This window comes from Aurantimonas sp. C2-5-R2, assembly GCF_036549495.1.
Taxonomy (GTDB): Bacteria; Pseudomonadota; Alphaproteobacteria; order Rhizobiales; family Rhizobiaceae; genus Aurantimonas; species Aurantimonas coralicida_A.
The window spans coordinates 49,508-74,415 of sequence record NZ_JAZHLJ010000012.1 but is presented as its reverse complement, the minus strand read 5'-3'; the positions used below and the strand labels follow the sequence as shown (position 1 = coordinate 74,415).

Genomic DNA, 24,908 nt, shown 5'->3' with positions numbered 1-24,908 from the left:
GTTGATCGTACAAACCCGCACACCACCGTTTTATTGCGATACTTCGCCGCGAATGCCGCTGCCCTTGACAGGGACGCCTTCCCCAAACCATTGCGAGCGTCAGTTACGAGGATGATCGGGAGTACTCGCATGACTATGGCATTGGTCTTCCCAGGGCAGGGCAGTCAGAGCGTCGGCATGGGACGCTCGTTGTTCGACGCCTATCCGGATAGTCGCAAGGTCTTCGAGGAGGTCGACGAAGCGCTTGGCGAAAAACTGTCGTCTCTGATCTTCGAGGGCCCCGAAGACAGGCTGACCCTGACGCAGAACGCGCAGCCGGCCTTGATGGCCGTCTCCATGGCCGCAGTCCGCGCGCTTGAGTCGGAAGGCTTCGGGATCGGTCAGGCGAAATTCGTCGCCGGGCATTCGCTCGGCGAATATTCGGCGCTGACGGCGGCCGGCGCACTGACGCTTGCCGACACAGCCAAGCTCTTGCGCATACGCGGTCTGGCCATGCAGCAGGCTGTCCCGCCGGGGCGGGGGGCAATGGCTGCGATTTTAGGGCTCGAAGCGGGCGAAGTTGCGCGGCTTTGCCAGGACGCGGCCGAGGACGGCGTGTGCGAACCGGCGAACGACAATGGCGGCGGGCAGATCGTCATTTCCGGCGACAAGGCGGCCGTCGACCGGGCTGTGGCGCTGGCGCCCGAGCAGGGCGCCAAGCGCGCGATCCCGCTCACGGTCTCCGCGCCCTTCCATTGCCGGCTGATGCAGCCGGCTGCGGATCGCATGGCCGAGGCCCTTGCCGAGGCCAGGATTGACGCACCGGTCGTGCCGGTCGTCTCCAACATCACCGCGACCCCGACATCCGAGCCGGACGAAATACGGGAGCGCCTGGTTCGTCAGGTGACCGGTCAGGTCCGCTGGCGCGAAAGCGTTGAGTGGCTGGCGGGCGCGGGCGTCACCAGCCTCGTCGAGATCGGCAGCGGCAAGGTGTTGACCGGGCTTGCCCGCCGCATCGACCGCAGCCTCGAGGCGAAGGCCATTGGAACCGCCGAGGACGTGCGGGCCTTTGTCGAAGGCGGCTGATCCACAGACGGCAAGAACCGAAAACGAGAGAGGGGACACAGATGTTCGATCTGACCGGGCGCAAGGCGCTCGTTACGGGAGCCAGCGGCGGAATCGGCGAGGCGATCGCCAGGGCGCTTCACGGCGCCGGCGCCTCCGTCGGTCTCCACGGCACCCGTCGGGAGAAGCTGGAAGAGGTCGCCGCGTCACTCGGAGATCGCGCGATGGTGTTTCCCGCCAATCTGGCGGATCGGGACGAGCAGAAGGCACTGGCCGAAACGGTTGAGAGCCAGATGCAGGGGGTCGATATCCTGGTCAATAATGCCGGGGTGACGCGCGACGGGCTGTTCGTGCGCATGTCTGACGAAGACTGGGACAGCGTCATCGAGATCGACCTGACCGCGGCCTTCCGTCTCACCCGTGGTCTGACGCATCCGATGATGCGCCGCCGATTCGGTCGAATCATCAACATCACCTCGATCGTCGGCGTCACCGGCAATCCGGGCCAGGCAAATTACTGCGCCGCGAAAGCCGGGATGATCGGGTTTTCCAAATCGCTCGCCCAGGAGATCGCGTCGCGTTCGGTCACGGTGAACTGCATCGCACCCGGCTTTATCGCCAGCGCCATGACGGACAAGCTCAACGACAAGCAGAAAGACGCGATCATGGGGGCAATCCCGATGAAGCGGATGGGCGAAGCGGACGAAATCGCCGCAGCGGCCGTATTCCTGGCGTCGAACGAGGCGGCCTATGTCACTGGGCAGACGCTGCACGTCAACGGCGGCATGGCCATGATCTGACACGACCCTGTGCGCGACGCTTGGCCCGCGCGACGGAGCATGCTAAGCGCCCGCCACCAAGAAGAGATTTTGCCGTTTTCGTTGTGGTGGACCGCGACACTGTGGACCACCAAGCTTGATAAAGCGCCGCCCCGCGTCTAACGAAAGCGGCAGCACCAATCGCAATAGAGGACTGAACATGAGCGATACCGCTGAGCGAGTGAAGAAGATCGTCGTCGAGCATCTGGGCGTCGAGCAGGAAAAGGTCACCGAGAACGCGAGCTTCATCGACGATCTGGGTGCCGACAGCCTCGACACGGTCGAGCTCGTCATGGCCTTCGAGGAAGAGTTCGGCGTGGAGATTCCCGATGACGCCGCCGAAACGATCCTGACGGTCGGCGACGCGGTGAAGTTCATCGAAAAGAACCAGGCCTGACGTTTCTGGCGGAGCGTCCGCCGGGGCGATTGAGCGATTGATGAGACGAGTAGTCATCACGGGCGTCGGTATGGTGACCCCCCTCGGGGCGGGTGCCGGCGTCACATGGAAGCGTCTGCTGAACGGCGAAAGCGGCTTGGGGCGGATCGAGGGCTTCGAGGTCGACGATCTGCCTTGTCGGATCGCGGGCCAGATTCCGCGCGGCGATGGCCAGAACGGCACCTTCGATCCAGACCACTGGATGGAGCCGAAGGAGCAGCGCAAGGTCGACGATTTCATCCTTTATGCCGTCGCGGCGGCATCGGAGGCGCTGGATGACGCGAACTGGCATCCGGAAGCCTATGAGGACCAGATTTCCACTGGTGTTCTGATCGGGTCCGGCATCGGCGGTTTGCGCGGCATCGAGAAGACTGCGCTGATCCTTGCCGAGAAAGGGCCGCGCCGTGTCAGCCCGTTCTTTATTCCCGGCAGCCTGATCAATCTGGCATCCGGCCACGTCTCCATCCGCAATGGTCTCAAGGGGCCGAACCATTCGGTGGTGACCGCGTGCTCTACCGGAGCCCATGCGATTGGCGACGCATCACGGCTGATCGCCTTTGGCGATGCGGACGTGATGGTGGCCGGTGGAGCCGAATCTCCGGTCGGCAGATTGTCGCTGGCGGGATTCGCCGCGTGTAAGGCTCTCTCCACCCACTTCAATGACGAGCCGACCAGGGGCTCACGTCCCTATGACCGCGACCGCGACGGTTTCGTCATGGGCGAGGGCGCCGGTATCGTCGTTCTGGAAGAGTTGGAGCACGCCAAAGCCCGCGGTGCCCGAATCTATGCCGAGGTCATCGGCTACGGTCTTTCGGGCGACGCGTATCATATTACTGCGCCGGCGGAGGATGGCGACGGCGCCTATCGGTGCATGGCGGCCGCCATGAAGCGGGCTGGCGTCTCCGCGTCGGACCTAGACTACGTCAACGCTCACGGCACGTCGACGCCGCTCGGTGACGAGATCGAGCTTCGCGCCATCGAGCGCCTTGTCGGCGATGCGGCCGACGGCATCACCATGTCGTCGACCAAGTCGGCGATCGGCCACCTTCTCGGTGCGGCCGGATCCGTCGAGGCGATCTTCTCGGTGTTGGCGATCCGCGACAATGTTGCGCCGCCCACGCTTAATCTCGACAATCCGTCGGTTGAGACGAAGATCGACCTCGTGCCGCATGTGAAACGCGAGAAGCCGATCGACGTCGCGCTGTCGAACTCATTCGGCTTCGGTGGAACGAACGCATCGCTGGTTCTGCGTCGTTTCGCCGACTGAGTGAGTGGCGGACGAGCAGGGCGCGGACCTAGCGCCATCCGGGCTTTCGCCACATTCCGGTGATGCTTCGGCTGCCACGAGGAATTTCATTCAGGAGTGATCCGGTGATCGACCAACCAGGTGCTGAACGGGATCGCGGCTCGCATCGAAGCGGCGGCGGGGACGGGTCCCGCGCGCCAAAATCGGCGCGTCGCTCGCGCCACTCTCGCAACAAACTCGTTATTTTCCTGAACTTCTGCCTTTCAGCCTTGCTGTTTCTGATGCTCGGCGTCGGCGCGGTCGTCTATTGGGGCAAAAGTCAGTTCGAGGGCCAGGGACCGCTGCGCGAGGAAACGACCTATGTCGTGCCGCGCAACACCAGCGTGCAGACGATCGCAAGTGGGCTCGAACGTGAGGGGATCATCAGCGATGCCCAAATCTTCGAATATGGCGTTCGTTTCGCGGGCGCCGGCGGCGCCCTGAAGGCCGGCGAGTATGGTTTCACTCCGGGAACCTCCATGCGTCAGGTCATGGAAAAGCTTCGCGTAGGCGCTTCGATCACCCATTCGGTATCGGTGCCGGAGGGCTGGACCGTCGAGAAAGCATACGAGAGGATCGCCGAAGCGGAGGTGCTCACGGGCGAGATGCCGGACATGCTCCCCGAGGGCACGTTGCGCCCAGACACCTATCTCGTGCAGCGCGGCGCGACGCGCAAGGAACTCGTGCAGCGCATGAAAGAGGCTCAGGACAATCTGGTCGCGGAGATTTGGGCGAAGCGCGATCCCGACATTCCGGTCAAGGATGTTGGTGAGTTCATTACGCTCGCTTCGATCGTCGAACGGGAGACCGGGATCGCCAGCGAGCGGCCTCATGTTGCGTCCGTGTTCATCAATCGTCTGAACAAGGGCATGCGGTTGCAGTCCGACCCGACCTTTCTCTACGGCGTCTATGGCGGCGGCGGCAAACCGAGCGACAGGCCGGTTACGCAATCCGACATCGACAGCGACACGCCCTACAACACCTACAAGATCAAAGGACTGCCGCCGGGTCCGATCGCCAATCCCGGACGCGCCGCGTTGGAAGCCGTGGCCAATCCGATCGAAACCGATGATTTCTATTTCGTCGCCGACGGCACCGGCGGGCATGTCTTTTCATCGACGCTCGATGAGCATAATCGCAATGTGCAGAAATACCGGGCTATCGAGCGACAGCAACGGGTCGACGCGGAAGCGCCGCAATAGGCGACCTGGCACCGGATAGCAGACGAGGGGTGAGGCGATGTCCGTCCAGAGCATGACGGGCTTTGCCCGCCACGAAGGGGCCACCGACGGCGTCGACTTCGCCTGGGAATTGCGCTCGGTCAACGGCAAGGGGCTCGACCTGCGCTTGCGCCTGCCGCCGGGCTTCGAGGCGATCGAGGCGGACACTCGCCGGCTTGCGGCCGCATGGCTCACCCGCGGGAACATCCAGGCCAGCCTGCAGCTTCGGCGTGACGACGAACTGCCGGTCTTCACCGTCAACGAAGCGATGCTGGATCAGGTGTTGTCGCTGTCGAGCCGCCTTGTCGCCGACGGCCATGCCGGCCCGCCGTCCTCAGACGGAATCCTGGCGATCAAGGGCATTGTGGAGGTGGCCGAGCGGACGCTGGCGCCAGAGGCCCGCGAAATGCGCCAGAAGGGCGTTGCCCAAGGCTTCCTCGCGGCCGTGGAAAAACTGGTCGCAGCCAGGGAAGCCGAAGGCCTCGCCCTTTCCGAGATCCTCTCGCTGCGTCTCGGCGAGATCGCGGCGTTGATCGAGAGCGCCGAGGACGATCCCAGTCGATCGCCGGAAACCATCCGCCAGCGCCTGCGAGGCCAGATCGGTGAGCTTCTCGACGCGGATGAGCGGCTCGACGAAGGTCGTCTGCATCAGGAAGCGGCGATCCTTGCGGCGCGGGCCGATATCCGGGAGGAGATCGATCGCCTCCGGGCCCATGTGGAAGCGGCCAGGGCGCTTTTGGCCACAGGCGGTCCGATCGGGAGGCGACTCGACTTTTTGTCGCAGGAATTCAATCGCGAATCGAATACGATCTGTTCCAAGTCGAATTCGACGTTGCTGACCGCCATCGGCCTGGAACTGAAGGTGGTGATCGATCAATTCCGCGAGCAGGTGCAGAACATAGAATGACGTCGATATTCGATACCGAATCCGCGCTCGCGATCGCACGCCGCGGTCTGATGCTCGTGCTGTCCTCGCCGTCGGGAGCCGGGAAATCCACGATCGCGCGCAATCTCCTCGATTCCGATCCGCGTTTTTCGCTGTCGGTCAGCGTCACTACGCGCAAGCGCCGGGCGAGCGAGATCGACGGCGTTCATTACCGCTTCATCGACCGGGCGGAATTCGAGCGGATGCGAGCCGGCGACGCGTTGCTCGAATGGGCCGAGGTGCACGGCAACTTCTACGGCACGCCGCGCGATGCCGCCGAGAAAGCGATGCGGGAGGGCAGGGACATGCTCTTCGACATCGATTACCAGGGCGCTCTGCAACTGCAGGAGCAGGCCAAGGCGGACATCGTCTCGATCTTCATTCTTCCCCCGACGATGGCCGAGCTGAAAGCCCGGCTCTTGCGCCGCGCCGAGGATTCGGGCGAGACCATCGCGGTACGGCTGAAGAATGCGCGCGTCGAGATCGAGCGCTGGCGCGATTACGACTATGTGGTCGTCAATGATGATCTGGACCGCGCCTTTTCGGCGGTGCGATCGATCATCAACGCCGAGCGGCTTCGCCGCGACCGGCGACCGGGATTGTTCGACTTTACCGCCACGCTGTTTGCCGAAGAGATCGATTAGAAGCTACGCGCTACGGATTTGATTGGCGAGGCGGACGAACTCCGAGACGGTCAGCGTCTCGGCGCGGCGCCGCGGGTCGATGTCCGCCGCTTCGAGCAACGCTTCGCCGCCCAGGGATTTGAGGCTCTGGCGCAACATCTTGCGACGCTGACCGAATGCGGCAGCGGTGACGCGCTCGAGCGCGTCGAGCGAAGCCGGTTCGGGATCGGCTATCGGCAGCAGCTGGACCACGGACGAGGTCACCTTTGGGGGGGGCGTGAACGCCTCTCGTGAGACGTCGAACAGGATGCGCGCGCGTGTCCGCCAGCCAGTAAGCACACCGAGGCGGCCGTAATGATCCGAGCCTGGGACCGCGACGATGCGTTCGGCCACCTCGCGTTGGAACATCAGCGTCAGGCTTGACCACACGGGCGGCCAGTGCGCCGTCGCGACCCAATTCAAAAGCAGTTGGGTTCCGACATTGTAGGGCAGGTTGGCCACGATCTTCAGCGGCCCGGCATGCGCGATCGTCGCCGGATCGATTGTCAGCGCGTCGGCTTCAATGATCTCAAGACGGCCAGGGTAGTGAGCCGCGATCGCCCTGAGCGCCGGCAGACAGCGCCCGTCCTTTTCGATTGCGATGACCCGATCGGCACCCTCGGCCAGTAGGGCGCGCGTGAGTCCGCCGGGCCCAGGACCGACCTCGACGATCGTTGCTCCAACAAGCGGATGCGCCTGCCGCGCGATCCGCGCCGTCAGATTGAGGTCGAGCAGAAAGTTCTGGCCGAGACCGCGCTTTGGATCGAGGCCATGCTCGGTCATCACGGCGCGCAAGGGCGGCAGCGTATCAGACGGGCTCACGCGCCGGTGGCCGTGCTTGCAACAGCGGCTGCTGTCGCCATTCTGTCGGCGAGACGCAGAGCAGCGATGAAGCTGTCGGCGCGCGCTTTCCCTGTTCCGGCGATGTCAGAGGCAGTGCCGTGGTCGGGAGACGTTCGGATGATCGGCAGGCCGAGCGTCGCATTGACGGTCTGGTCGAAGGCGAGCGTCTTCGCCGGGATCAATGCCTGATCGTGATACATGCAAATGGCGACGTCATAGCCGCGCCGCGCCTCAGGATGGAACATCGTATCGGCGGGCAGCGGCCCGAATGCGTCGATCCCGGCGGCGCGCAGATGCGCGATTGCCGGCCGTATGACCGCCTCGTCTTCGCTGCCGATCGCGCCCTTTTCACCGGCATGGGGGTTGAGGCCGGATACCGCCAGGCGCGGCGCCGGGATTCCCAAGCGCTCGCGATAGTCGGCCGCGACAATCCGGCATGTCGTTTCGATGAGTTCGGCTGTCAGGCTGCCGGGAACCGCGGCGATGGGAATATGGATCGTCACGGGAACGCAGGACAGTTCCGGCCCGGTCAGGAGCATCACCGGGGTGAACGATGCACCGAGTCGTCTCCCGCAGAGATCGGCGAGATACTCGGTATGGCCGGGATGTCGAAACCCGAAGTCGTATAGCGCTTTCTTGTCGATCGGGCCCGTGACCAGCGCGGAGGCCTGACCTTCAAGAACCAGCGCCGTCGCCCGGTCGATCGCCTCGATCGTGCCGGCCGCGTTGACGGGATCGACGACGCCGGGGGCTTCGAGATGACGGTTCACCAACGGGAGCACCGCCAGCGCGCCTGGCCGGATCGCTGCCATCTCAGACGGCGTCGCGATGGTGTGGATGTCGACGTCGTAACCGAGGCGGTTTGCCCGCTTGGCCAGCATCACCGGATCGGCGAGGAGAAAAAACAACGGCAGATCGTTCCGGTGATGGACATGGATCGCCAGGGCGATGTCGGGTCCCACCCCCGACGGTTCGCCCACAGTGACCGCGATCGGCGCGAGATTGGTCGAGGCCTGTGTGGCCGGTGAACTCATCGGCGGACGATCCGGGCCTTACTCTTGAGTTCCTTGAGGAAGGCCGCATCTGGCTCGCCACCTTCGCCCAGCTTTTCCAGGTCGCGCGACTGGAACACCATGGCCGCGGCGATATCGTCCGAAATGTTGCGGCTGTTGCAGACGGCGATGAACTCGACGCCGCGGTCGGTTTCCTTCACCGGCGTCGTCCTGCCGATCGACGTGTTGATGATGTCGTCCTTCCAGCGTGGCGGCAGTTCCGGTTGGGCGACGCGGCCGAGATCGCGCACGGTCACATCCCGCAGCGACTTGGCGACGTCGTACGTCGACTCGCACGAGCGGAAGCGCGAGCGCATGCCGTTGGCCTCGCTCGTCCGCTTGCCAATGAGCGATTGACGCTGACCTTCGGGCACGACGAAAATGACTTGCTGCAGCGTGTATTCGGTGGTCGTCGGTTTCTTGCCGCCCTGAGCGAGCATGCGCTGAACGACCTCCTGCTCGCTGAGCTTGTCGCTGGTCCGCAGCTTGGACTGGATGGCCTGACCCCAGCCCATCTGGACGCGGATGTAATCCTTGAAGGCGCTTGCGGAAAAACCGGCGCGCGTGAGCACTTCGCTCAATTGCGTCTGGTTCATTTTGTTATCCGCCGCGAATTTTCCGAAGGCCTCCTCGACGGCGGCATCGGGGATGTTGATCCCGCGTCGCCGGATTTCCTGTTTCTTCAGTTCCTCGTCGATCAACTCGTCGGTCGCCTTTTGCGTGGCGTTGCCGCCGACCCGGCGCAGTTTGAGGAAGGCCGCGCGCTGGCGGATCTGATAGGTCGTGATCGGTTGATTGTTGACGACGATGCTAACCTCGGACGCCGCCTGGGCGGGAGCCCCCGTGGTGGCAACCATTGTCGCGGACGCGGCAACAAGGGCAAGGGCAACCGCTGTGTGGTTGATGAAATCGCGAACGGTCATGGTCCGACCAACTCCCTTGATGATGGCGTGCAGGTACATTGGTACGTCACCTATAGCGAGGTTTTGGCGAAAGGATGGTGATGGCAAGTGCCTCGCGTACCCCAGCGACGAAGGGCGGCTCCGAACCTACGAAGGCCAGGTGCGGGACTACTTCTCTTCACTCAGATCGTAGGATTGACTGAAATCGGAGATCGTTCGCAGGCCGACCTGGAACATCAGCGTCTTCGAATTCGACTCCTGCGTATAACGATCGATCGTATCGCTGTAGGAAACAAGCAGGCTGAAACATTCGTCGGCATACCCGATGCCGAACTTCTTTTCGACTACCGCGCTGTTTTCAATGTCGTATCCCAAAGCACCGGAAGCCGTCCAGTTTTCAGCGAATTTCAGGCTGCCTGAGGCCGTGACCTGGCTGCGATCGGAGATCGAACCATAGGTCGGCTGGGCCGCGATGTTCGTGTAGGTGATCTGCGCGCTGGCCAGAGCTGAAGAATAGGAGCCGTAGACATCGCTTCGGCGCAAAGCGTAGTCGACCTCGTCGAACCGTCCCTGGGCACCGAATTCGAGCCCGATCGGCGTCCCGAAGGCCAAAGAGGTCACATAGTCGGAGCGGTCGGTCTCGAGGCCGGAATCGAAGCCCACGAGCGCCAAATCGGTTTGGGCGAACGAATTGATTCCGCCCAGCTGGTAGGACTGGCCGACGACGGTATCGATCGTATAGCCGCTGTCCAACGTTCCGGCGTAGCGCAGGCCGATATTGGCGCGGGTCCCGCCCTCGATCCTGTCGTAGCCTGAGAATTTGTCGAGTTGGAACAGATTGCCGGTGTTGAAGACGAGGCTCTGCGCGTCCTCGTTCGGAACGAAACCGATTTGGGTTTCATCCGGCCGAACGACGATCTGGCCGATCGGCTCGATTACATGGGAGGCGTTCGCGGTTTCGATCAGATAGGGATAGCGCGCCTCGATCGCAGCCGTCGCCATGCCGCGTGCACCGGACTCGTCACGAGTGAGTGCGCCGATGGAACTGCCAATCCCATCGGATTCCATGTCCGTGGCGAAGAGGTCGCCGCGCAAGGATGCGGTTGGACTGAGGACAAGCCCCGATGACAGCGTATAGGTGTCGCTCCAGGCTGCTTGCGCGGTGCCGCGGGAGTAGTCGCCTTCGAGGCCATTGTAACGTAGGATGTCGGTCCGGTACTTGCGGCAAACCGTTCGGCTGTCGATCTCGAGAATTGCCGACGGTTCACAAATCCTGGAGAGCGAATCCTCATCCCGGTAGAGCGAAGCGACATTGAGGTCCAGCTTCACTTCGCCGCCGAGGACGGTCTCCTGTTCGATCCGTTCGTAGTCGAAGGCCGGGGCGACGAGCGGCTGCGTGTCGTCCTGATTGGGATTCACCGACTGATATTCGAACTTTTGGCCGCGCAGGTCGAAGTAGCTCTGGTCGCCGAGGCCGGTCAGGTAGATTTCCGACGTATGCAAGGTCGAACCGAAATTCGCGATGTCGTAGGTGGCCGAGAAGTTCTCATCCGATTGCAGGAGAATGTCCCAACCGACGGTCCAACGCTCGTTCAGCGCGAAGCGCCCCGTCGTGCCAATCATGCCGCGGTCGGTGTTGGCGAAATCGGGGGTGGTGTAGGAGGCGGTATTCTTGTCGGCAAAAGCACCAGGATCCTGCTGGATGATTCCCGCCGTCTGCAGAGTGAAAAAGCCGTTGCTGACCGCCTGGCGATATTCGGCCTCGGCCAGGAAGCCCTGCTTTGTGTAGTAGGTGCCCGCGACCGTGACGTCCTTGTCGTCGGACAGTGCGATGAAATACGGCACGCGCAGCCCGTAGCCCAGTTCCTCGGACGAACGGAAAGCCGGCGTCAGAAACCCGGATTTGCGTTTGACCGTCGGGTCCGGGGACTGGAAATAGGGCAGGTAAGCGATCGGGGCGCCGAAGAATTCGAAGCGCGCGCCATAATAGCGGATCTCTTTCTCGGTCTGGTCCCAGACAATCTTGCGCGCCTTCACCTGCCAGAGCGGCGCCCGATCCGGATGCGCCCGGCATGCCTCGCACGCCGTATAGACGCCTTGCTGGAATGTCGTGACGCTGCCGTCGCGCCGGACCGCCTCGGTTGCGGCGAAGCGCGTGTTGTCGGGCGCCTCGATCCGCAGCGCCTTGACGAAGCCATCGCGGAAATCGTCGGTGATGTCGATCGTGTCCGCGTAGAGCTTATTGCCGTCAGGCTGTTGCAATTCGACATCGCCGGACGCGACCAGCCGACGGGTCTTCTGGTCGTAGACGACTTGGCGGGCGACCAGCTTGTAGGATCCGTAGTCGATCTGGACGCCGCCGGAAGCCGTTACGACCGAGCTGTCGCTGTCATAGGTAACCGTATCGGCTTCGAGAAACATCTGCGCCCCATCGGGAGCAGCAATGTCCGTCGGAAGTGTCGATTGAGCATACGCGGGCGTGCCAGCGAAACCGAGGCCGCAAGCGGCCGTTCCCACCAGAAGAAAGGCTTTCAGATGCGACCGGGTCCCCCCCAGTCGTCCGCGATCGGTCCCCCTCGCACTCATGACTCAGCCATCCTCTTGATGGAGCAGGATCGTTACCCCAACCAGTCCTGCCGCCAGGACCGGAAACCAGGCGGCAATTACAGGCGGAACCACCGAGTTGCTACCCAGGGCTTTCGCCAGAAACGTCACGACGTACAGCACGAAACCGGCCAATACGCCACCTGCTATCGTCCTACCAGATTGGCCGGTCCGCGAAAACCTCGTTGCCACGGTCGCGGCGAGCAAGGTCATAGCGATGAACAGTGCCGGCTGGGCGACCAGGGTATTGTACTGCATCGAAAATGCCATGGAGTTAAAGCCAAGGCTCGCCGCCACGTTTATCTTCGATCCGAGATCCCAGATCGAGATCGCCTCCGGGTCGGCAAGACGTTGCTCAATATATTCAGGCTTGAGACTGGTCGGAAGCCGATAGCTTGCTGGATACTCCGGTGTACGGCCGATGCGCGTGATGCGCGGTTCTTCGAGGATCCATGCTCCGTCGGTCAGGGTGGCGCGGGGAGCATCGATGCGATCGCGCACAATTCCGTCATCGCCCAGCACGAACGCCGTCACGCCGCCCAGGAGCGCGCCGTTACGCGCCACCGTCGTCGCGCCGAGTATCGAGCTGATTCCTTCGCTGCTCTGCCTCAGCCACGGGACGCGGTCGGAATCGTCGGCGAGCGCCGTGCCGTCGGACATGGCCTGCATGTCCTGGGCGAGAGACTTCGTATAGGCCGACAGTGGATTGTAGACGAAGGTGGCCGCGAGGCCGATGAGCAGGGAGCCGGCTGCGAAAGGGATCAGAATCTGCCAGATCGACACGCCCGAGGCGCGGGCGACGACGAGCTCAAGCCGGCGATTGAGTGTCAGCAGCGTGTACACCGATGAGAACAGGATAATGAAAGGAAATGCCTGGCCGATAAATGAGGGGACGCGCAACGCCGAAAACAGGGCCACCGCTCCGACGCCCACATCCGGGAGGCCGCCCCGCCGACTGATCTCGATCATATCGATCAGATAGATCAGCGCGAAGACGGCAAGCAGCGTCGACAGGAAGCTGACCACGTAAAGTCGGAAGAAATAACGGTTCAAAGTCCAGTTGGTCATCGTCCGGCGGCGCCCCGCGCTGACTGGCGAAACGGCATCCAAGGCCCGATCGCCGCACCGATTCGATATGACGCGTTGGCGAACTTTTCGAAGAGCGACCAGCGGGACAGATTGAAATCGCGCATGATCAGGACGGCGTTCAGGGCGATGGCGCCGAGCGGTAGCGCATATGTCACCAGGACCCAGGCGTAGCTCTCTTCGATCAGCGATAGCGTCACGAAGCCGATCGCCTTCAGACCCAGGCCGCCAATCAGCCCAAGGGCCATCGCCGGCCCGGTACCTTGCCGATTGGTGCGCGGCTGGCCGGCGACCACCACCGCCCATAACGCGAAGGCCAAAGCGTAAAGCCAGTTCGTCATCCGGTCCGTCAATTCCTCCGTCAGGACGGAGGGCCGAGTCTGGGAGAGCGTATCGTTCGGGTCGGGCCAAATCAGCGCGAAAGTGCTCCGCTCGGACGCCCGGATCCAGTCGCCTTGCGTGGCGGGTTTCAGCTCTGCAAGGTCAAAAGCATAGGTCTGAAACTCGATCACGGAGATCCCGCCATCGGATTTGCTCCGACGATGCAGTTGGCCGTCGTAGAGCAGGAGCAGCGATTGGTCGTCCTGCTTGAGGATTTTTGCCTCGCGGGCGAAATAGGTCAGATCGGTCGTCTCGTCGCGCGTATCGGCAATGACGAGACTTTCGACGGTCGAGCCCCGCGCGGCGCCGATGCTGACCACGAGCCCGGGTTGCACCCGTTCGAACCGGCCCGGCTGCAGAAACAGCGTAATGGTGTCGGCATTGATCGAGCGGATTCCGTTTTGAAAGGCGCTCGCCGAGGCTGGGCCGATGATGTGGGCGATAAACAAAATAAGCAGTCCGCCGATCAAGCCGAGCGCGATAATGGGTTTGGCTATCACCGATTGTGAGGCGCCAGACGCGGCAATGACCGGACGTTCGGAGTCGGTGTTCAGCGAGTTCAGTGCCTGGATCGCGCCGATGAGGACCGCGAATGGGACCACCCCGGCTGTCAAATCTGGAAGCAGCATCAGGGCGATCCAGAAAATGTTGCCCGCCGCCGATGCGCTGGTCTTGATGATATCGATGCGGGCCAGCGCCTGCACGATCCAGACGATCAACACCAACGACGCCAGAGAAGCTGCGGCATAGGTAATGGCGCGTTTGAAGAGATATCGTTCGAGGAGCGTCATGAGACTCGCGCGTTACAAGGTGCCGCCCGATGGCATCACTCTTGGCCTTTTAGCGTCCGAGGCTGACCGGAAGCCGGACGATGCCCCTCCAATGACAGTAGCAGCTTGGCTAAAGAAGGGCGAAGGACTGTGGTTAACGTCGTGTAACGGCTGCGATCGCTCTTGCAAAGCCTATGGTCGGGACCATCATAGGGGCGAGCGATACAACCGCTGCTGCCGACCCGGTCCAGTCAGGACAATCTTCCAGGAGTTTTCATGGCCACTCTTCCAACGATCGAATTCGTCTCGCGCGATGCAACGCCCAAAGGCGTCATGGTTGTGCTGGCCGGGAAAGCGGGAGCGCTGGCCGATGGCATCGATGCCCGGGTGAAGGCGCTGGTGGAGAAGGCCGCGAAGGTCGCAAAATTTAAAGGTAAGTCGCTGGCCACGCTGGATCTTCTGGCGCCAGGCGAGGTGGCTGTCGATCGCCTGTTGGTCGTCGGCACCCATTCCGACAAGGCGCTGGTGGAAGAGGATTGGCTGAAGATTGGCGGGGTGATTGCCGCGAAGACCAAGGGCGCCGAAGCCGTCACCGTGCGCTGCGAACGGCCCGCTGGAGAATCTGTCAGCGCGGAGAACGCCGCGACCCTGGCGGTCGGCGCGACATTGCGATCCTACGATTTCGATCTCTACAAGACCAAGAAGCCGAAGAAAGACGAGGAGCCTGAGGAGTCCGACGTGGTGACGCGGATCGCGATCGCCGTCAAGAATCCGGACGCGGCCAGGGCCGCCTACCAGCTCGCAGAAGCCGTTGCCGCCGGTACGGTGCTCGCCCGCGATCTCGTCAACGAGCCGGCCAATACGCTCGGGCCGGTCGAGTTCGCCGATCGCATCGCGGCGCTTGGTGAACACGGACTCGAGGTCGAGATCCTGACCGAAAAGGAAATGCGCGATCTGAAGATGGATGCGCTTCTCGGCGTTGCGCAGGGCTCGCCCCGCCCGCCGCGATTGGCAATCATGCGCTGGAACGGCGGTCCCGAGGGCGAGGCGCCGATCGCCTTCGTAGGGAAGGGCGTCGTCTTCGACACCGGTGGCATTTCGATCAAGCCGTCCGCGTCGATGGAAGACATGAAGGGCGACATGGGCGGCGCGGCGGCAGTCGCCGGCCTGATGCGGGCACTCGCCGGCCGCAAGGCCAAGGTCAACGCGATCGGCATCGTCGGATTGGTGGAGAACGCCGTCGACGGCAACGCTCAGCGCCCAGGTGACATCGTCAAGGCGATGTCCGGTACCACGATCGAGGTCCTCAACACCGACGCCGAGGGACGCTTGGTGCTGGCCGACGCGCTTTGGTACTGTCAGGACCGGTTCAAGCCTAAGTTCATGATCGATCTCGCCACCCTGACCGGGGCGATCATCGTGGCGCTCGGCAATCATCATGCCGGGCTCTTCTCCAACAATGACGAACTCGCCGAGCGCCTGACGGCTGCCGGTAAGACGTCAGGCGAGAAGGTCTGGCGGCTGCCGCTCGCTCCCGAATATGACAAGATGATCGAAGGCAAATTCGCCGACATCAAGAATATCGGCGGCGGTCGTGCGGCCGGATCGGTCACCGCGGCGCAGTTCTTGCAGCGCTTCGTCAACGACGTTCCCTGGGCGCATCTCGACATCGCCGGTACCGCGATGGGGTCGCCGTCCAATGAATACAACCAGTCCTGGGCGTCGGGTTACGGTGTGCGTCTGCTTAACCAACTCGTCGCCGACCACTATCAGTCACACTAGGACGGGCCGGGCTTCATGACCGAGGTCCTGTTCTACCATCTGACGGAAAGTCGGCTCGAGGACGCCCTGCCGGGCCTTCTTGAGCGAAGCTTGGCCAAGGGCTGGCGCGTCGTCGTGCAATTTGCCAGCGAGGAGCGTCGCGACGCTCTCGACCATCATCTCTGGGTCTACAAGGACGAGAGCTTTCTGCCGCACGGCAGCGATGCCGACGGCTCCGGCGCGCTGCAGCCGATCTTGCTGACCGTCGAGGCGGGTCAGGAGGGTAACGATCCGCATGTGCGGTTCCTGGTCGAAGGCGCGGCGCCCGCCGCGCTCGAGCGCTATGTCCGCGCGGTCTATCTCTTCGATGGCCATGACGAGGACCAGATCGGCCGGGCGCGGGAGCGCTGGACGGTCGAGAAAGCCGCCGGCCACGACGTCACCTATTGGCAGCAGACCGATGGGGGCAGGTGGGTCAAGAAGGTGTAGCGTCCACCGCGTGACTGATACCGCTCGTGCGCTGCTTTGCGCTCGCCGCGCCTACTCTGCCGCCATTGCGGAATCATGCTCTTCGGTGAGTGCCAGCCAGTTTTCCTCGCAGCCAGCGAGCGTCTTCGCGGCATCCGACCGCTGCTTGTTGAGGGCGCTCGCCCGCGCCGGATCGCGCGTGTAGAGCGCCGGGTCGCCGAGCGACTCGTCGAGTCCCTCAAGGGTCTTCTGTAGCCGCGAGATCTGAATTTCCAGCTGGCTGATCTTCTGCTTGAGCGGCTTGAGCGATTCGCGCTTCTCGGCGGCGATACGGCGTTGGTCGATCTTGGACAAAGGGGCGGGTTCTGATGCCTGTGGATTGTCGCCCGGATCCTGCACGCCACTGCCCTTGGTCCCGCCGGACAGGACAAGCTTCTTGTAGTCCTCCAGATCGCCGTCGTACCGCGATACCGTGCCTTCGGCGACGATCCACAGCCGATCCATCGTCGCCTCGACCATGTGGCGGTCATGGCTGATCAGGATGACCGCGCCCGGATAATCGTTGAGGGCGCGCACCAGACTCTCGCGCGCCTCGATGTCGAGATGGTTGGTCGGCTCATCGAGAATGAGGAGGTTTGGCGCGTCGATCGTCGCCAGCCCCATCAAAAGCCGCGCCTTTTCGCCGCCCGAGAGCTTTTCGGCGGCCGTGTCCATCTTCTGGGTCGGCAAGCCCATGCGCGCGACCTTGGCACGGACCTTGGCTTCCGGCGCGTCCGGCATCAGGCGGCGCACGTGCTGGACCGCACTTTCCGCCGGCCGCAGATCGTCGATCTGGTGTTGGGCGAAAAAGGCTATCTTGAGCCCCGGCGCGCGGGTGACCGTGCCGGATTGCTCCCGCAGCCTCTCGGCCAGGAGTTTGGCGAAGGTCGATTTGCCGTTGCCGTTCTGACCCAAGAGGGCGATGCGGTCGTCGGTGTCGATCCGCAGGTCGAGCTTCGACAGGATCGGACGCCCGGGCTGATAGCCGACGGAGACGCCTTCCATACGGATGATCGGCGACGCTGCCGCCTTTTCGGGAGCGTCGAAGATGAAGGGCGTGACGTGCTCCTCGACGATCCCTTGCAGCGGCTGCATCCGCTCGAGTGCCTTCAGACGCGACTGTGCCTGCCGTGCCTTGGACGCCTTGGCCCGGAAGCGTTCGACGAAGGCTTCCATGTGATTGCGCTCGGCGGTCTGCTTGACGATCGCCTTTTGCAGCAACAGCAGCTTCTCGGCGCGCTGACGCTCGAACTGGTCGTAGTCGCCGCGATAGAAGACCAGCTTCTTCTGATCGAGATGAATGATCGAGTTGACGGCATTATTGAGGACGTCGCGATCATGGCTGATCACGATCACGGTATAGGGATAGCGGGCGACGAAATTCTCGAGCCACAGGGTGCCCTCGAGGTCGAGATAGTTGGTCGGCTCATCGAGCAGCAGCACATCGGGCCGCGAGAACAGCACCGCCGCGAGCGCGACACGCATTCGCCAGCCGCCGGAAAAGGACGAGGCGGGACGGGCCTGCGCGGCCATGTCGAAGCCCAGGCCGGACAGGATCGCCGAGGCGCGGGCTTCGGCCGAGTGGGCGTCGATGTCGGCGAGGCGTAAATGAATGTCGGCGATGCGGTGCGGGTCGCTTGCGGTCTCGGCTTCGTCGAGGAGGGCGAGGCGTTCCGTATCGGCCTTCAGGACGATCTCGATCAGCGACTCTTCCGTGCCCGGGGCCTCCTGAGCCACCTGGCCGAGGCGCATGTTCTTCGGATAGGACGCAGAGCCGGTTTCGGCCGCAAGATCGCCGGTGATGATGCGAAACAAGGTCGATTTGCCGGCGCCGTTGCGCCCGACCAAACCCGCCTTGGTGCCGCTCGGCAGCGTCAGGCTGGCATGATCGATGAGAAGGCGCCCGGCGACGCGCGCGGAAAGATCGGTTATCTGGAGCATGGGCGGCTTTTGCCACGGTATGCGGCAGTGCGAAAGGGGGGCGTCCGTTGAAGATCAGTAACGCCATGTGTAGAATGATGTCGGCTTTACACATCGGAGGTTGATCATGCGCACCAACATCGAGATCGACGATGAGCTGATGAAGGCCGCGATGGATGCCACCGGCCTGAGGACGAAACGCGAAACCGTCGAGGCGGGGTTGGCGTTTCTCGTCAAGCGTCGCAAGGCTTATGAAGATCTGATGGCGTTGCGTGGCAAGGTCACCTGGGAAGGCGATTTGGATGAGATGCGGCGCGACAAGTGATCCTCGTTGACACCTCGGCTTGGATCGACTTCTTCCAAGGCATCCGGACGTCATGGACCAAGGATGTTGCGCATGCGGCGCGCCTCGAAGATGTGGTCGTCGGAGACCTCATTCTGGTCGAACTTCTCCAAGGGGTTCGTCAAGAAAGCGGCCGCCGTCAGATGATCGAGGCGTTGTCCCAATATCGGCAGGAAAACCTCTGCGGCTTTGCGATTGCCGAGGCGGCAGCGGCGAATTATCGATTGCTCCGGTCGCGGGGAATCACCGTCCGCGGCACTATCGACGTGGTCATCGCCACCTGGTGCCTCGAGAACGACACCGCCATTATTCATAACGATCGCGATCTTGCGGCGATGGAAGGGTTGCTCGGCTTGCGTGCCTATAGGTGAGTCGGAGCAGCCGCAATGCGGCAGGGAGGTCATGGCGTCCGCTTAACCACGGCGGTCGGTCGAGGCGTCGATGAGTGCGCGAGGCTTCAGTCCATGCCTTGCCCGTCCTCGGGCCGGCGGGTATAGGTCGCCCACATTTTTCCCGAACCATTCCGAAAGAAGGACCACGCCATGGCGGTCGAACGCACGTTCTCGATGATCAAACCCGATGCCACCCGTCGCAACCTCACGGGCGCCATCACCAAGATGCTGGAGGAGGCCGGTCTGACGGTCGTCGCGTCCAAGCGGGTCTGGATGAGCCGCCGCGAAGCCGAGGGCTTCTACGCGGTCCACAAGGAGCGGCCGTTCTTCGGCGAACTCGTCGAGTCGATGTCGTCGGGTCCGACGATCGTGCAGGTTCTCCAGGGCGAGAACGCCATCGCGCGCAATCGCGAAATCATGGGCGCGACCAACCCGGCCGACGCCGCCGTGGGCACCATCCGCAAGGCGCACGCCCAGTCGATCGGCGAGAACTCCGTGCATGGATCGGATGCGCCAGAGACCGCGCAGCAAGAAATCGCCTACTGGTTCTCCGAGACCGAGATCGTCGGCTAAGGCTATCAGTCTGAATGCGGCCCTCGATAAAGGGGTTTGGAGGGAGGCCACGTGCCTCCCTTTTTTGTATTCGACGACGATGGCGGCGATCGTGCGAGCCGTCGAACGCGGCAATCGATCCTTGCGTCAGAGCCGGTGCCAGCGATCGGCGGCGCTGTCGTCGGTGTCCTTCGCCTCAACCCAGCCGCCCGTCGCACCGTCCTTCAGATGCTCCCGCTTCCAGAATGGCGCCTGCGTCTTGAGGAAGTCCATCAGATAGGAGGCCGCCTCGAAGGCCGCCTGGCGGTGCTCCGAGGCACAGGCGACAAAGACGATCTCTTCGCCGGGCACGATCAGGCCGAAGCGATGGATGGCACGGCAGGAGAGGAGGGGCCAGCGAGAGATTGTCTCGCGCGCTATCCTCTCGATTTCGCGCTCGGCCATGCCCGGATAGTGTTCGAGCTCGAGGGCGCGGAGACGCCCGCCTTCGTCGCGGCAATAGCCGGAAAAGCTGGCGAGGCCGCCGACCGCGCCCTCGGCCGCGCCACCCGTCATGGCTGCGATCTCGGCGGTGATGTCGATGCGATCGGCCTGAATTCGCACCACCGGCGATATGCCGGAGGGATCGCTGACGGCCGATCGATCGGATTTCGCGGCCATGGTCAGCCGCCCGTCATCGGCGGAAATAGTGCAATCTCCCTGGCGCCGGCGATCGGCTCGGAATGATCGACATGCTCGTGGTCGATCGCGACGCGGATGATCTCGGGCGCCTGCAGCGCCATGTCGTAGGTCTCGCCACGGCCCTTCAGCCAATGCAGCAGATCCGCAACGGTGGTGATGCCGGCCGGCAGTTCCACCTCTTCCTCGGCGACGCCGATCCGCTCGCGGACCCATGCGAAATAAGCAAGTTTCATGGCCGTGGACCTCGTCAATCGTTCAGAAGAACAGATGGGTTTTCGCGCCGCCGCGATCCAGGGGCGTGACGATCAAACGTCGATGTGCCGAAGCCCGGCCCGGAAATAGTCATAGCCCGTATAGAGCGTGATGATTGCCGAAATCCACAACAGCCCGATCCCGATTTCCGTGGTGAAGCTGACGATCTTGTCGGCTGCGGGGCCGGCGAGAAGGAAGCCGATGGCGATCATCTGCATCGTCGTTTTCCATTTGGCGAGCCGGGTGACCGGGACGGATACTTTGAGTTCGGCCAGATATTCCCGGAGGCCAGAGACCAGAATCTCACGGCATAAAATCACGATCGCCGCCCAAAGGCTCCAGCCAACGATGGTATTCGCGGCCGCGAGTAGAAGCAGCGCTGCCGCGACCAGAAGCTTGTCGGCGATCGGGTCGAGCATGCGCCCGATCGTCGAGGTCTGCTGCCAGGCGCGCGCCAGATAGCCGTCGAAGAAGTCGGTGATGCTTGCGGCCACGAAGATGAACAGCGCCCACCACCGCGCCGCTTCCGAGGCGTTGAATTCGCCCTCCACAAAAAAGCAGGCGACGACCAGCGGCACGCAGACAATGCGTGCATAGGTGAGGATGTTGGGTAGGCTGAGGGCCTGAGATGCCATGAGATCGTCCGCTTCGGCTGTGCGCGACAGTACAAGCCTGCCCGCCGGCCTCGCGTCAACCGTCATCATCGCAACGAAACGTGACGATTGTCTCATCCCTGTTCGTGGAAATGGTCGTAGATCGACTTCGCCATCGTGGCGGAGACGCCCTCGACCTCCCGCAGGTCGCTCAAGGCCGCCCGTGAAACGGCCTTCGCCGTGCCGAAATGATGGAGCAGTGCACGCTTGCGGTTTGGCCCGATGCCGGCGATCTCGTCGAGCGGGTTCTTGACCAGCTCCTTCTTGCGGCGGGCGCGATGCGACCCGATGGCGAAACGGTGCGCCTCGTCGCGAAGCCGTTGCAAAAAATACAGAACCGGGTCGCGCGGTGGCAGTGAGAACGGCTCGCGGCCCTCGGTGACGAATCGCTCACGCCCGGCGTCACGGTCGACGCCCTTGGCGACGCCGATCGTGGTGACCTTGTCGGCGATGCCCAGCTCGGCGAGAATCCCGCGCACTGCGGAAATCTGACCCTTGCCGCCGTCGATCAGAACAAGGTCGGGCCAGGCCGGCATCGCTGTGTCGGACAGTGCGGCGTCATCCTCGTCTTCCTCGACGACGGGTTCAGGAGCCTGCGGGCCTTCTGCGTGCTCCTTGAGCAGCCGCGAGAACCGCCGCGTCATGACCTCTTTCATCATGCCGAAATCGTCACCCGGCGTGATGTCCGCGCCCTTGATGTTGAACTTGCGGTACTGATTCTTGGCAAACCCCTCCGGCCCGGCGACGATCATCGCGCCGACAGCGTTGGTGCCCATGATGTGGGAGTTGTCGTAGACCTCGATTCGTCGGGGCGGATGGGGCAGGGCAAAGGTTTCCCGCAAGCCCTTGAGCAGCCGCGCCTGGGACGAGGTTTCGGCCAGCCGACGCCCGAGCGCCTCGCGGGCGTTGGCGGCGGCATGGTTGACCAGATCCTTCTTCAGCCCGCGCGAGGGCACAGCGATCTCGACGCGCCGTTCGGCCCTGACGCTGAGGGCTTCCGCGAGCAGCGCTTCATCCTCGACTTGGATCGGCAGCAGGATCAGCCGCGGAGCCGGTTTGTCGTCATAAAATTGCGCCAGGAAGGCTCCCAGCACCTCGGCTGCCTCCAGCGAGGGGTCGGCCTTGGGAAAATAGGCCCGGTTGCCCCAGTTCTGGCCGGTGCGGAAGAAGAACACCTGGATCGAGGTAAGGCCGCCCTCCTGATGGATGGCGAAGACGTCCGCCTCCTCGATCCCGGCCGGATTGATGCCCTGATGGCTCTGGACGTGCGACAGCGCGGCAAGACGGTCGCGGTAGATGGCGGCGCGCTCGAAATCGAGGTCGTCCGACGCGTCCTGCATCGCGGCGGCCATGCCGTTCTTGATCTGGTTGGAGCGGCCGGACAGGAACGCCTTGGCCTCGTTCACGAGACCTCGATAATCGTCGATTCCGATCTCGCCGGTGCAGGGGGCCGAGCAGCGCTTGATCTGATGGAGCAGGCACGGGCGCGTCCGGCTCTCATAGACCGAATCGGTGCAGGTTCTGAGCAGGAAGGCCCGTTGCAGCGAGTTGATCGTGCGACCGACTGCGCCGGCCGAGGCGAAGGGGCCGAAATAGCTGCCTTTTCGCGAACGCCCGCCGCGATGCTTCATGATCGCTGGCGCTTCGTGGTCCTCGCTGACGAGGATATAGGGAAACGACTTGTCGTCCCGCATCAGGACGTTGAAGCGTGGTCTGAGGCGTTTGATCAGATTGGCTTCGAGCAGCAGCGCCTCGGTCTCGGTGCGCGTGGTGACGAATTCCATCTGCCGCGTTTCGCGGATCATGCGGGCGATGCGCTGGGTGTGACCGCCCATCCGCGTGTAACTCGTCACCCGCTTCTTCAAGGAGCGGGCCTTGCCGACGTAGAGAACCTCGCCGTCCTTGCCGAACATGCGGTAGACGCCGGATTGGTTGGGCAGGCGCTTTGCCAGCGCCGCGATCAGCTCAACCCCGACGAGATCACCGGCGACGAACTTGCCGGCATCGTCCCAGTCTATCGCCGCGATCAGCGAGGCGCCGATCGCGGCCGCTGTATCGGTCGCCGCGTTTCCCGTCTCGGGGACACGCTCGTCGTCGAAGTCTTCGGTTTCGGCGGTCATGTCATCCTGGGCCGGCCCACGCGGTTTAGCGCTCAGCCGGACTCTCTGGAAAATGCGTTGCGGACGCGATCGGCTCATGTCCGTCCATCTCTATCATCCGGCTTCTTATATGATTGCGCGAAAGAGGAAATTCACGGGGCTTTCAGTGGACAATTCGCCCGCCGGAATGAGCTGTCGGTAGGTTGATGACGTCCAAGTTGCAAATCGGCAACGACGATAAAAAATTCATCGATCGCCACACCATGGCCCGAGGCAGGTCCTGTTCGCCTCACACAACGCACCCCATCTACTGACGATGAATGCGATGTCATTTTGACGAGAGCGTTCCGGACCCGCTCGGCTCGATGAGAGCAGAATGTGGTCGGTTGAAGAGAGGAGAAGCCCAATGGTGACGCCGCTTCGACATTTGATGGTGAGCTTGACCGTCGCACTGCTGGCAACGTCGGCCCATGCGGCTGATGCGGTCTTCGACAGCCCGCAGCCACCCGTTCCGGCCCCGCTCGCCCCGTCCGTTCCGATTCACTTATGGTCTGGCCCGTATGCGGGCGCTTTCGTCGGCTACAACACGTCCAATTTCGATCAGTCCGGCGGAGCCACGTTTGACGGCGACGGCTTCGTCGGAGGTGTCTACACCGGCTACAATCTACAGACCGATCGCATCGTTTACGGGATCGAGGCCGATATCGGCGGCTCGGGTGTGGACGGCCGCGGCTTTAATGGTGCTGTCGGAGCGCCGATCGACGCTGAAACGAATATTTTTGGATCGCTGCGGGCGCGGGCCGGTGTTGCGGTCGACCCGTTCCTCGTCTTCGCGACCGGCGGCGTCGCCGCGTCTCGCAACGAGTTGTCCCTGGGCGGAGCATCCGACAGCCAGACCAGCATCGGCTATACGCTCGGCGCCGGGATCGAGGCCAAGATTTCCGACAGCGTCACGTCGCGGCTCGAATATCGCTATTCCGATTTCGGCAGCGAGACCTACGACCTTGGCAATACCAGCATCTCGTCGGGCTTCGACGAGCACTCGATCCGCGCCGGCATCGCGCTGAAATTCTGATGCCGGCCGGACCGTCGGGCGCCCTGGCGTCTGACCCTTACGCCGCGCGGGGCTGCAATTCGTCGTAGTCCGGGAAGCTCTCGGGGAATTGCTTGAGCCATTGCGCGAGCTTCGGCCGCTCGCTCTCGATTTTCCCGGCAAAGCGGAATGCCATCCAGCCGAGCAGGCCCGCCAGCGCGAAATGAGCGGTCGTCGGCTCGTCGGAGAGTTCGTCGATATGGTCTTCGAGGAACGCCAGGCCGCGATCGGCCTTGCGCATCTGTTTCTCGACCCAAGCCTGATGGCGCTTTTCCTCCGGCCGGTAACGCACTTCGTAGACAGTGAGAATCAGCGCGTCGCCGACCCCGTCGGCGGCGGCCTCGAAGGTCTTGACCGACCGCCAGGCGTCGAGTTCTTGCGGGACGAGCTGGTTGCCGCTCATCCGGTCGAACAAATCGCAGATGACGCGGCTGTCGTAGACCGAGGTGCCGTCGTCGAGGACCAGCACGGGGATCTTGCCGAGCGGATTGGCGGAGGTGAGTTCGACCGGCTCGGCCGACGTGTCGACCGCGACGCTTTCGATCTCGATCCCGCAATGGCGCGCGGCCATCCGGGCCTTGGCCGCGAACGGCGAGGCGGGGGAATAATAAAGACGCATGGTGATGG

At 63.0% G+C, this 24,908-nt stretch carries 25 protein-coding genes; 13 read left to right on the top strand and 12 right to left on the bottom strand.

Features of this window, described 5'->3' with window-relative positions:
• Positions 1–129 precede the first annotated feature (129 nt).
• From fabD to gmk, 7 genes are all read left to right on the top strand, one after another.
• The gene (fabD, locus tag VQ044_RS08305; protein ID WP_327646439.1) at positions 130–1,065 is read left to right on the top strand and encodes an ACP S-malonyltransferase; all 936 of its coding nucleotides are present in this window, start codon (positions 130–132) and stop codon (positions 1,063–1,065) included.
• Positions 1,066–1,106: 41 nt separating this feature from the next.
• On the top strand, positions 1,107–1,844 hold the full coding sequence (gene fabG, locus VQ044_RS08300; RefSeq protein WP_327646441.1) for a 3-oxoacyl-[acyl-carrier-protein] reductase: 738 nt from the start codon (positions 1,107–1,109) through the stop codon (positions 1,842–1,844).
• Between the two features lie 178 nt (positions 1,845–2,022).
• On the top strand, positions 2,023–2,259 hold the full coding sequence (locus VQ044_RS08295; RefSeq protein ID WP_026358398.1) for an acyl carrier protein: 237 nt from the start codon (positions 2,023–2,025) through the stop codon (positions 2,257–2,259).
• Positions 2,260–2,299: 40 nt separating this feature from the next.
• Positions 2,300–3,565, top strand: a complete 1,266-nt coding sequence (fabF, locus tag VQ044_RS08290; RefSeq protein WP_327646442.1) for a beta-ketoacyl-ACP synthase II — start codon at positions 2,300–2,302, stop codon at positions 3,563–3,565.
• 104 nt (positions 3,566–3,669) lie between these two features.
• The gene (gene mltG / locus VQ044_RS08285) at positions 3,670–4,785 is read left to right on the top strand and encodes an endolytic transglycosylase MltG (protein ID WP_327646443.1); all 1,116 of its coding nucleotides are present in this window, start codon (positions 3,670–3,672) and stop codon (positions 4,783–4,785) included.
• 37 nt (positions 4,786–4,822) lie between these two features.
• Entirely contained in the window at positions 4,823–5,710 is an 888-nt protein-coding gene (locus tag VQ044_RS08280) for a YicC/YloC family endoribonuclease (RefSeq protein ID WP_327646444.1), read from the top strand.
• Positions 5,707–6,372 carry a guanylate kinase gene (gene gmk, locus VQ044_RS08275; protein ID WP_327646445.1) on the top strand — a complete coding sequence of 222 codons (666 nt, stop codon included), beginning with the start codon at positions 5,707–5,709 and terminating at the stop codon, positions 6,370–6,372. The genes VQ044_RS08280 and gmk overlap by 4 nt, the downstream gene beginning before the upstream one ends.
• Before the next feature lie 3 nt (positions 6,373–6,375).
• Here gmk and rsmA read toward each other — a convergent pair whose 3' ends face one another.
• From rsmA to VQ044_RS08245, 6 genes are all read right to left on the bottom strand, one after another.
• Positions 6,376–7,212: a 16S rRNA (adenine(1518)-N(6)/adenine(1519)-N(6))-dimethyltransferase RsmA gene (rsmA, locus tag VQ044_RS08270; RefSeq protein ID WP_327646447.1), complete on the bottom strand. Its 837-nt coding sequence runs from the start codon at positions 7,210–7,212 to the stop codon at positions 6,376–6,378.
• Complete coding sequence (gene pdxA, locus VQ044_RS08265) at positions 7,209–8,267, bottom strand: 4-hydroxythreonine-4-phosphate dehydrogenase PdxA (RefSeq protein ID WP_327646449.1); 1,059 nt, start codon at positions 8,265–8,267, stop codon at positions 7,209–7,211. The genes rsmA and pdxA overlap by 4 nt, the downstream gene beginning before the upstream one ends.
• Positions 8,264–9,208 carry a peptidylprolyl isomerase gene (locus tag VQ044_RS08260; protein ID WP_327646450.1) on the bottom strand — a complete coding sequence of 315 codons (945 nt, stop codon included), beginning with the start codon at positions 9,206–9,208 and terminating at the stop codon, positions 8,264–8,266. The genes pdxA and VQ044_RS08260 overlap by 4 nt, the downstream gene beginning before the upstream one ends.
• A gap of 147 nt (positions 9,209–9,355) precedes the next feature.
• Entirely contained in the window at positions 9,356–11,608 is a 2,253-nt protein-coding gene (locus VQ044_RS08255; RefSeq protein ID WP_327646451.1) for an LPS-assembly protein LptD, read from the bottom strand.
• Between the two features lie 168 nt (positions 11,609–11,776).
• Positions 11,777–12,859, bottom strand: a complete 1,083-nt coding sequence (gene lptG / locus VQ044_RS08250; RefSeq protein ID WP_327646452.1) for an LPS export ABC transporter permease LptG — start codon at positions 12,857–12,859, stop codon at positions 11,777–11,779.
• Positions 12,856–14,049, bottom strand: coding sequence for an LptF/LptG family permease (locus VQ044_RS08245; RefSeq protein ID WP_327624593.1), 1,194 nt, complete (start codon positions 14,047–14,049; stop codon positions 12,856–12,858). The genes lptG and VQ044_RS08245 overlap by 4 nt, the downstream gene beginning before the upstream one ends.
• Before the next feature lie 255 nt (positions 14,050–14,304).
• On the opposite strand from VQ044_RS08245, the gene VQ044_RS08240 reads away from it, so the two are divergent.
• On the top strand, positions 14,305–15,810 hold the full coding sequence (locus VQ044_RS08240) for a leucyl aminopeptidase (RefSeq protein WP_327646453.1): 1,506 nt from the start codon (positions 14,305–14,307) through the stop codon (positions 15,808–15,810).
• Positions 15,811–15,825: 15 nt separating this feature from the next.
• Positions 15,826–16,278, top strand: a complete 453-nt coding sequence (locus tag VQ044_RS08235; RefSeq protein WP_327646454.1) for a DNA polymerase III subunit chi — start codon at positions 15,826–15,828, stop codon at positions 16,276–16,278.
• Positions 16,279–16,329: 51 nt separating this feature from the next.
• Here the strand turns inward: VQ044_RS08235 and VQ044_RS08230 are convergent, their stop codons facing one another.
• Positions 16,330–18,237, bottom strand: a complete 1,908-nt coding sequence (locus VQ044_RS08230) for an ABC-F family ATP-binding cassette domain-containing protein (RefSeq protein ID WP_327624590.1) — start codon at positions 18,235–18,237, stop codon at positions 16,330–16,332.
• A gap of 106 nt (positions 18,238–18,343) precedes the next feature.
• On the opposite strand from VQ044_RS08230, the gene VQ044_RS08225 reads away from it, so the two are divergent.
• From VQ044_RS08225 to ndk, 3 genes are all read left to right on the top strand, one after another.
• Complete coding sequence (locus tag VQ044_RS08225) at positions 18,344–18,541, top strand: type II toxin-antitoxin system VapB family antitoxin (RefSeq protein ID WP_327646456.1); 198 nt, start codon at positions 18,344–18,346, stop codon at positions 18,539–18,541.
• Positions 18,538–18,930: a type II toxin-antitoxin system VapC family toxin gene (gene vapC, locus VQ044_RS08220; RefSeq protein WP_327646458.1), complete on the top strand. Its 393-nt coding sequence runs from the start codon at positions 18,538–18,540 to the stop codon at positions 18,928–18,930. Before VQ044_RS08225 ends, vapC begins: the two co-directional genes overlap by 4 nt.
• Positions 18,931–19,101: 171 nt before the next feature.
• A complete protein-coding gene (gene ndk, locus VQ044_RS08215; protein ID WP_327624589.1) occupies positions 19,102–19,524 on the top strand; it encodes a nucleoside-diphosphate kinase in 423 nt (140 codons plus the stop codon).
• Between the two features lie 126 nt (positions 19,525–19,650).
• Here the strand turns inward: ndk and VQ044_RS08210 are convergent, their stop codons facing one another.
• The 4 genes from VQ044_RS08210 to uvrC all read right to left on the bottom strand — a co-directional run bounded on the left by VQ044_RS08210 (position 19,651) and on the right by uvrC (position 23,209).
• The gene (locus VQ044_RS08210; RefSeq protein ID WP_327646459.1) at positions 19,651–20,163 is read right to left on the bottom strand and encodes a molybdenum cofactor biosynthesis protein MoaE; all 513 of its coding nucleotides are present in this window, start codon (positions 20,161–20,163) and stop codon (positions 19,651–19,653) included.
• Between the two features lie 2 nt (positions 20,164–20,165).
• Positions 20,166–20,417: a molybdopterin converting factor subunit 1 gene (moaD, locus tag VQ044_RS08205; protein ID WP_327624587.1), complete on the bottom strand. Its 252-nt coding sequence runs from the start codon at positions 20,415–20,417 to the stop codon at positions 20,166–20,168.
• Positions 20,418–20,489: 72 nt separating this feature from the next.
• Positions 20,490–21,071, bottom strand: a complete 582-nt coding sequence (pgsA, locus tag VQ044_RS08200; RefSeq protein ID WP_327646461.1) for a CDP-diacylglycerol--glycerol-3-phosphate 3-phosphatidyltransferase — start codon at positions 21,069–21,071, stop codon at positions 20,490–20,492.
• Between the two features lie 92 nt (positions 21,072–21,163).
• Positions 21,164–23,209, bottom strand: a complete 2,046-nt coding sequence (gene uvrC / locus VQ044_RS08195) for an excinuclease ABC subunit UvrC (protein ID WP_327646462.1) — start codon at positions 23,207–23,209, stop codon at positions 21,164–21,166.
• A 385-nt stretch (positions 23,210–23,594) separates the two neighbouring features.
• Here uvrC and VQ044_RS08190 point away from each other — a divergent pair, with 385 nt between their 5' ends.
• Positions 23,595–24,263 carry an outer membrane protein gene (locus VQ044_RS08190; RefSeq protein ID WP_327646464.1) on the top strand — a complete coding sequence of 223 codons (669 nt, stop codon included), beginning with the start codon at positions 23,595–23,597 and terminating at the stop codon, positions 24,261–24,263.
• Between the two features lie 37 nt (positions 24,264–24,300).
• Here VQ044_RS08190 and VQ044_RS08185 read toward each other — a convergent pair whose 3' ends face one another.
• A complete protein-coding gene (locus VQ044_RS08185) occupies positions 24,301–24,900 on the bottom strand; it encodes a glutathione S-transferase family protein (protein WP_327646466.1) in 600 nt (199 codons plus the stop codon).
• Positions 24,901–24,908 lie beyond the last annotated feature (8 nt).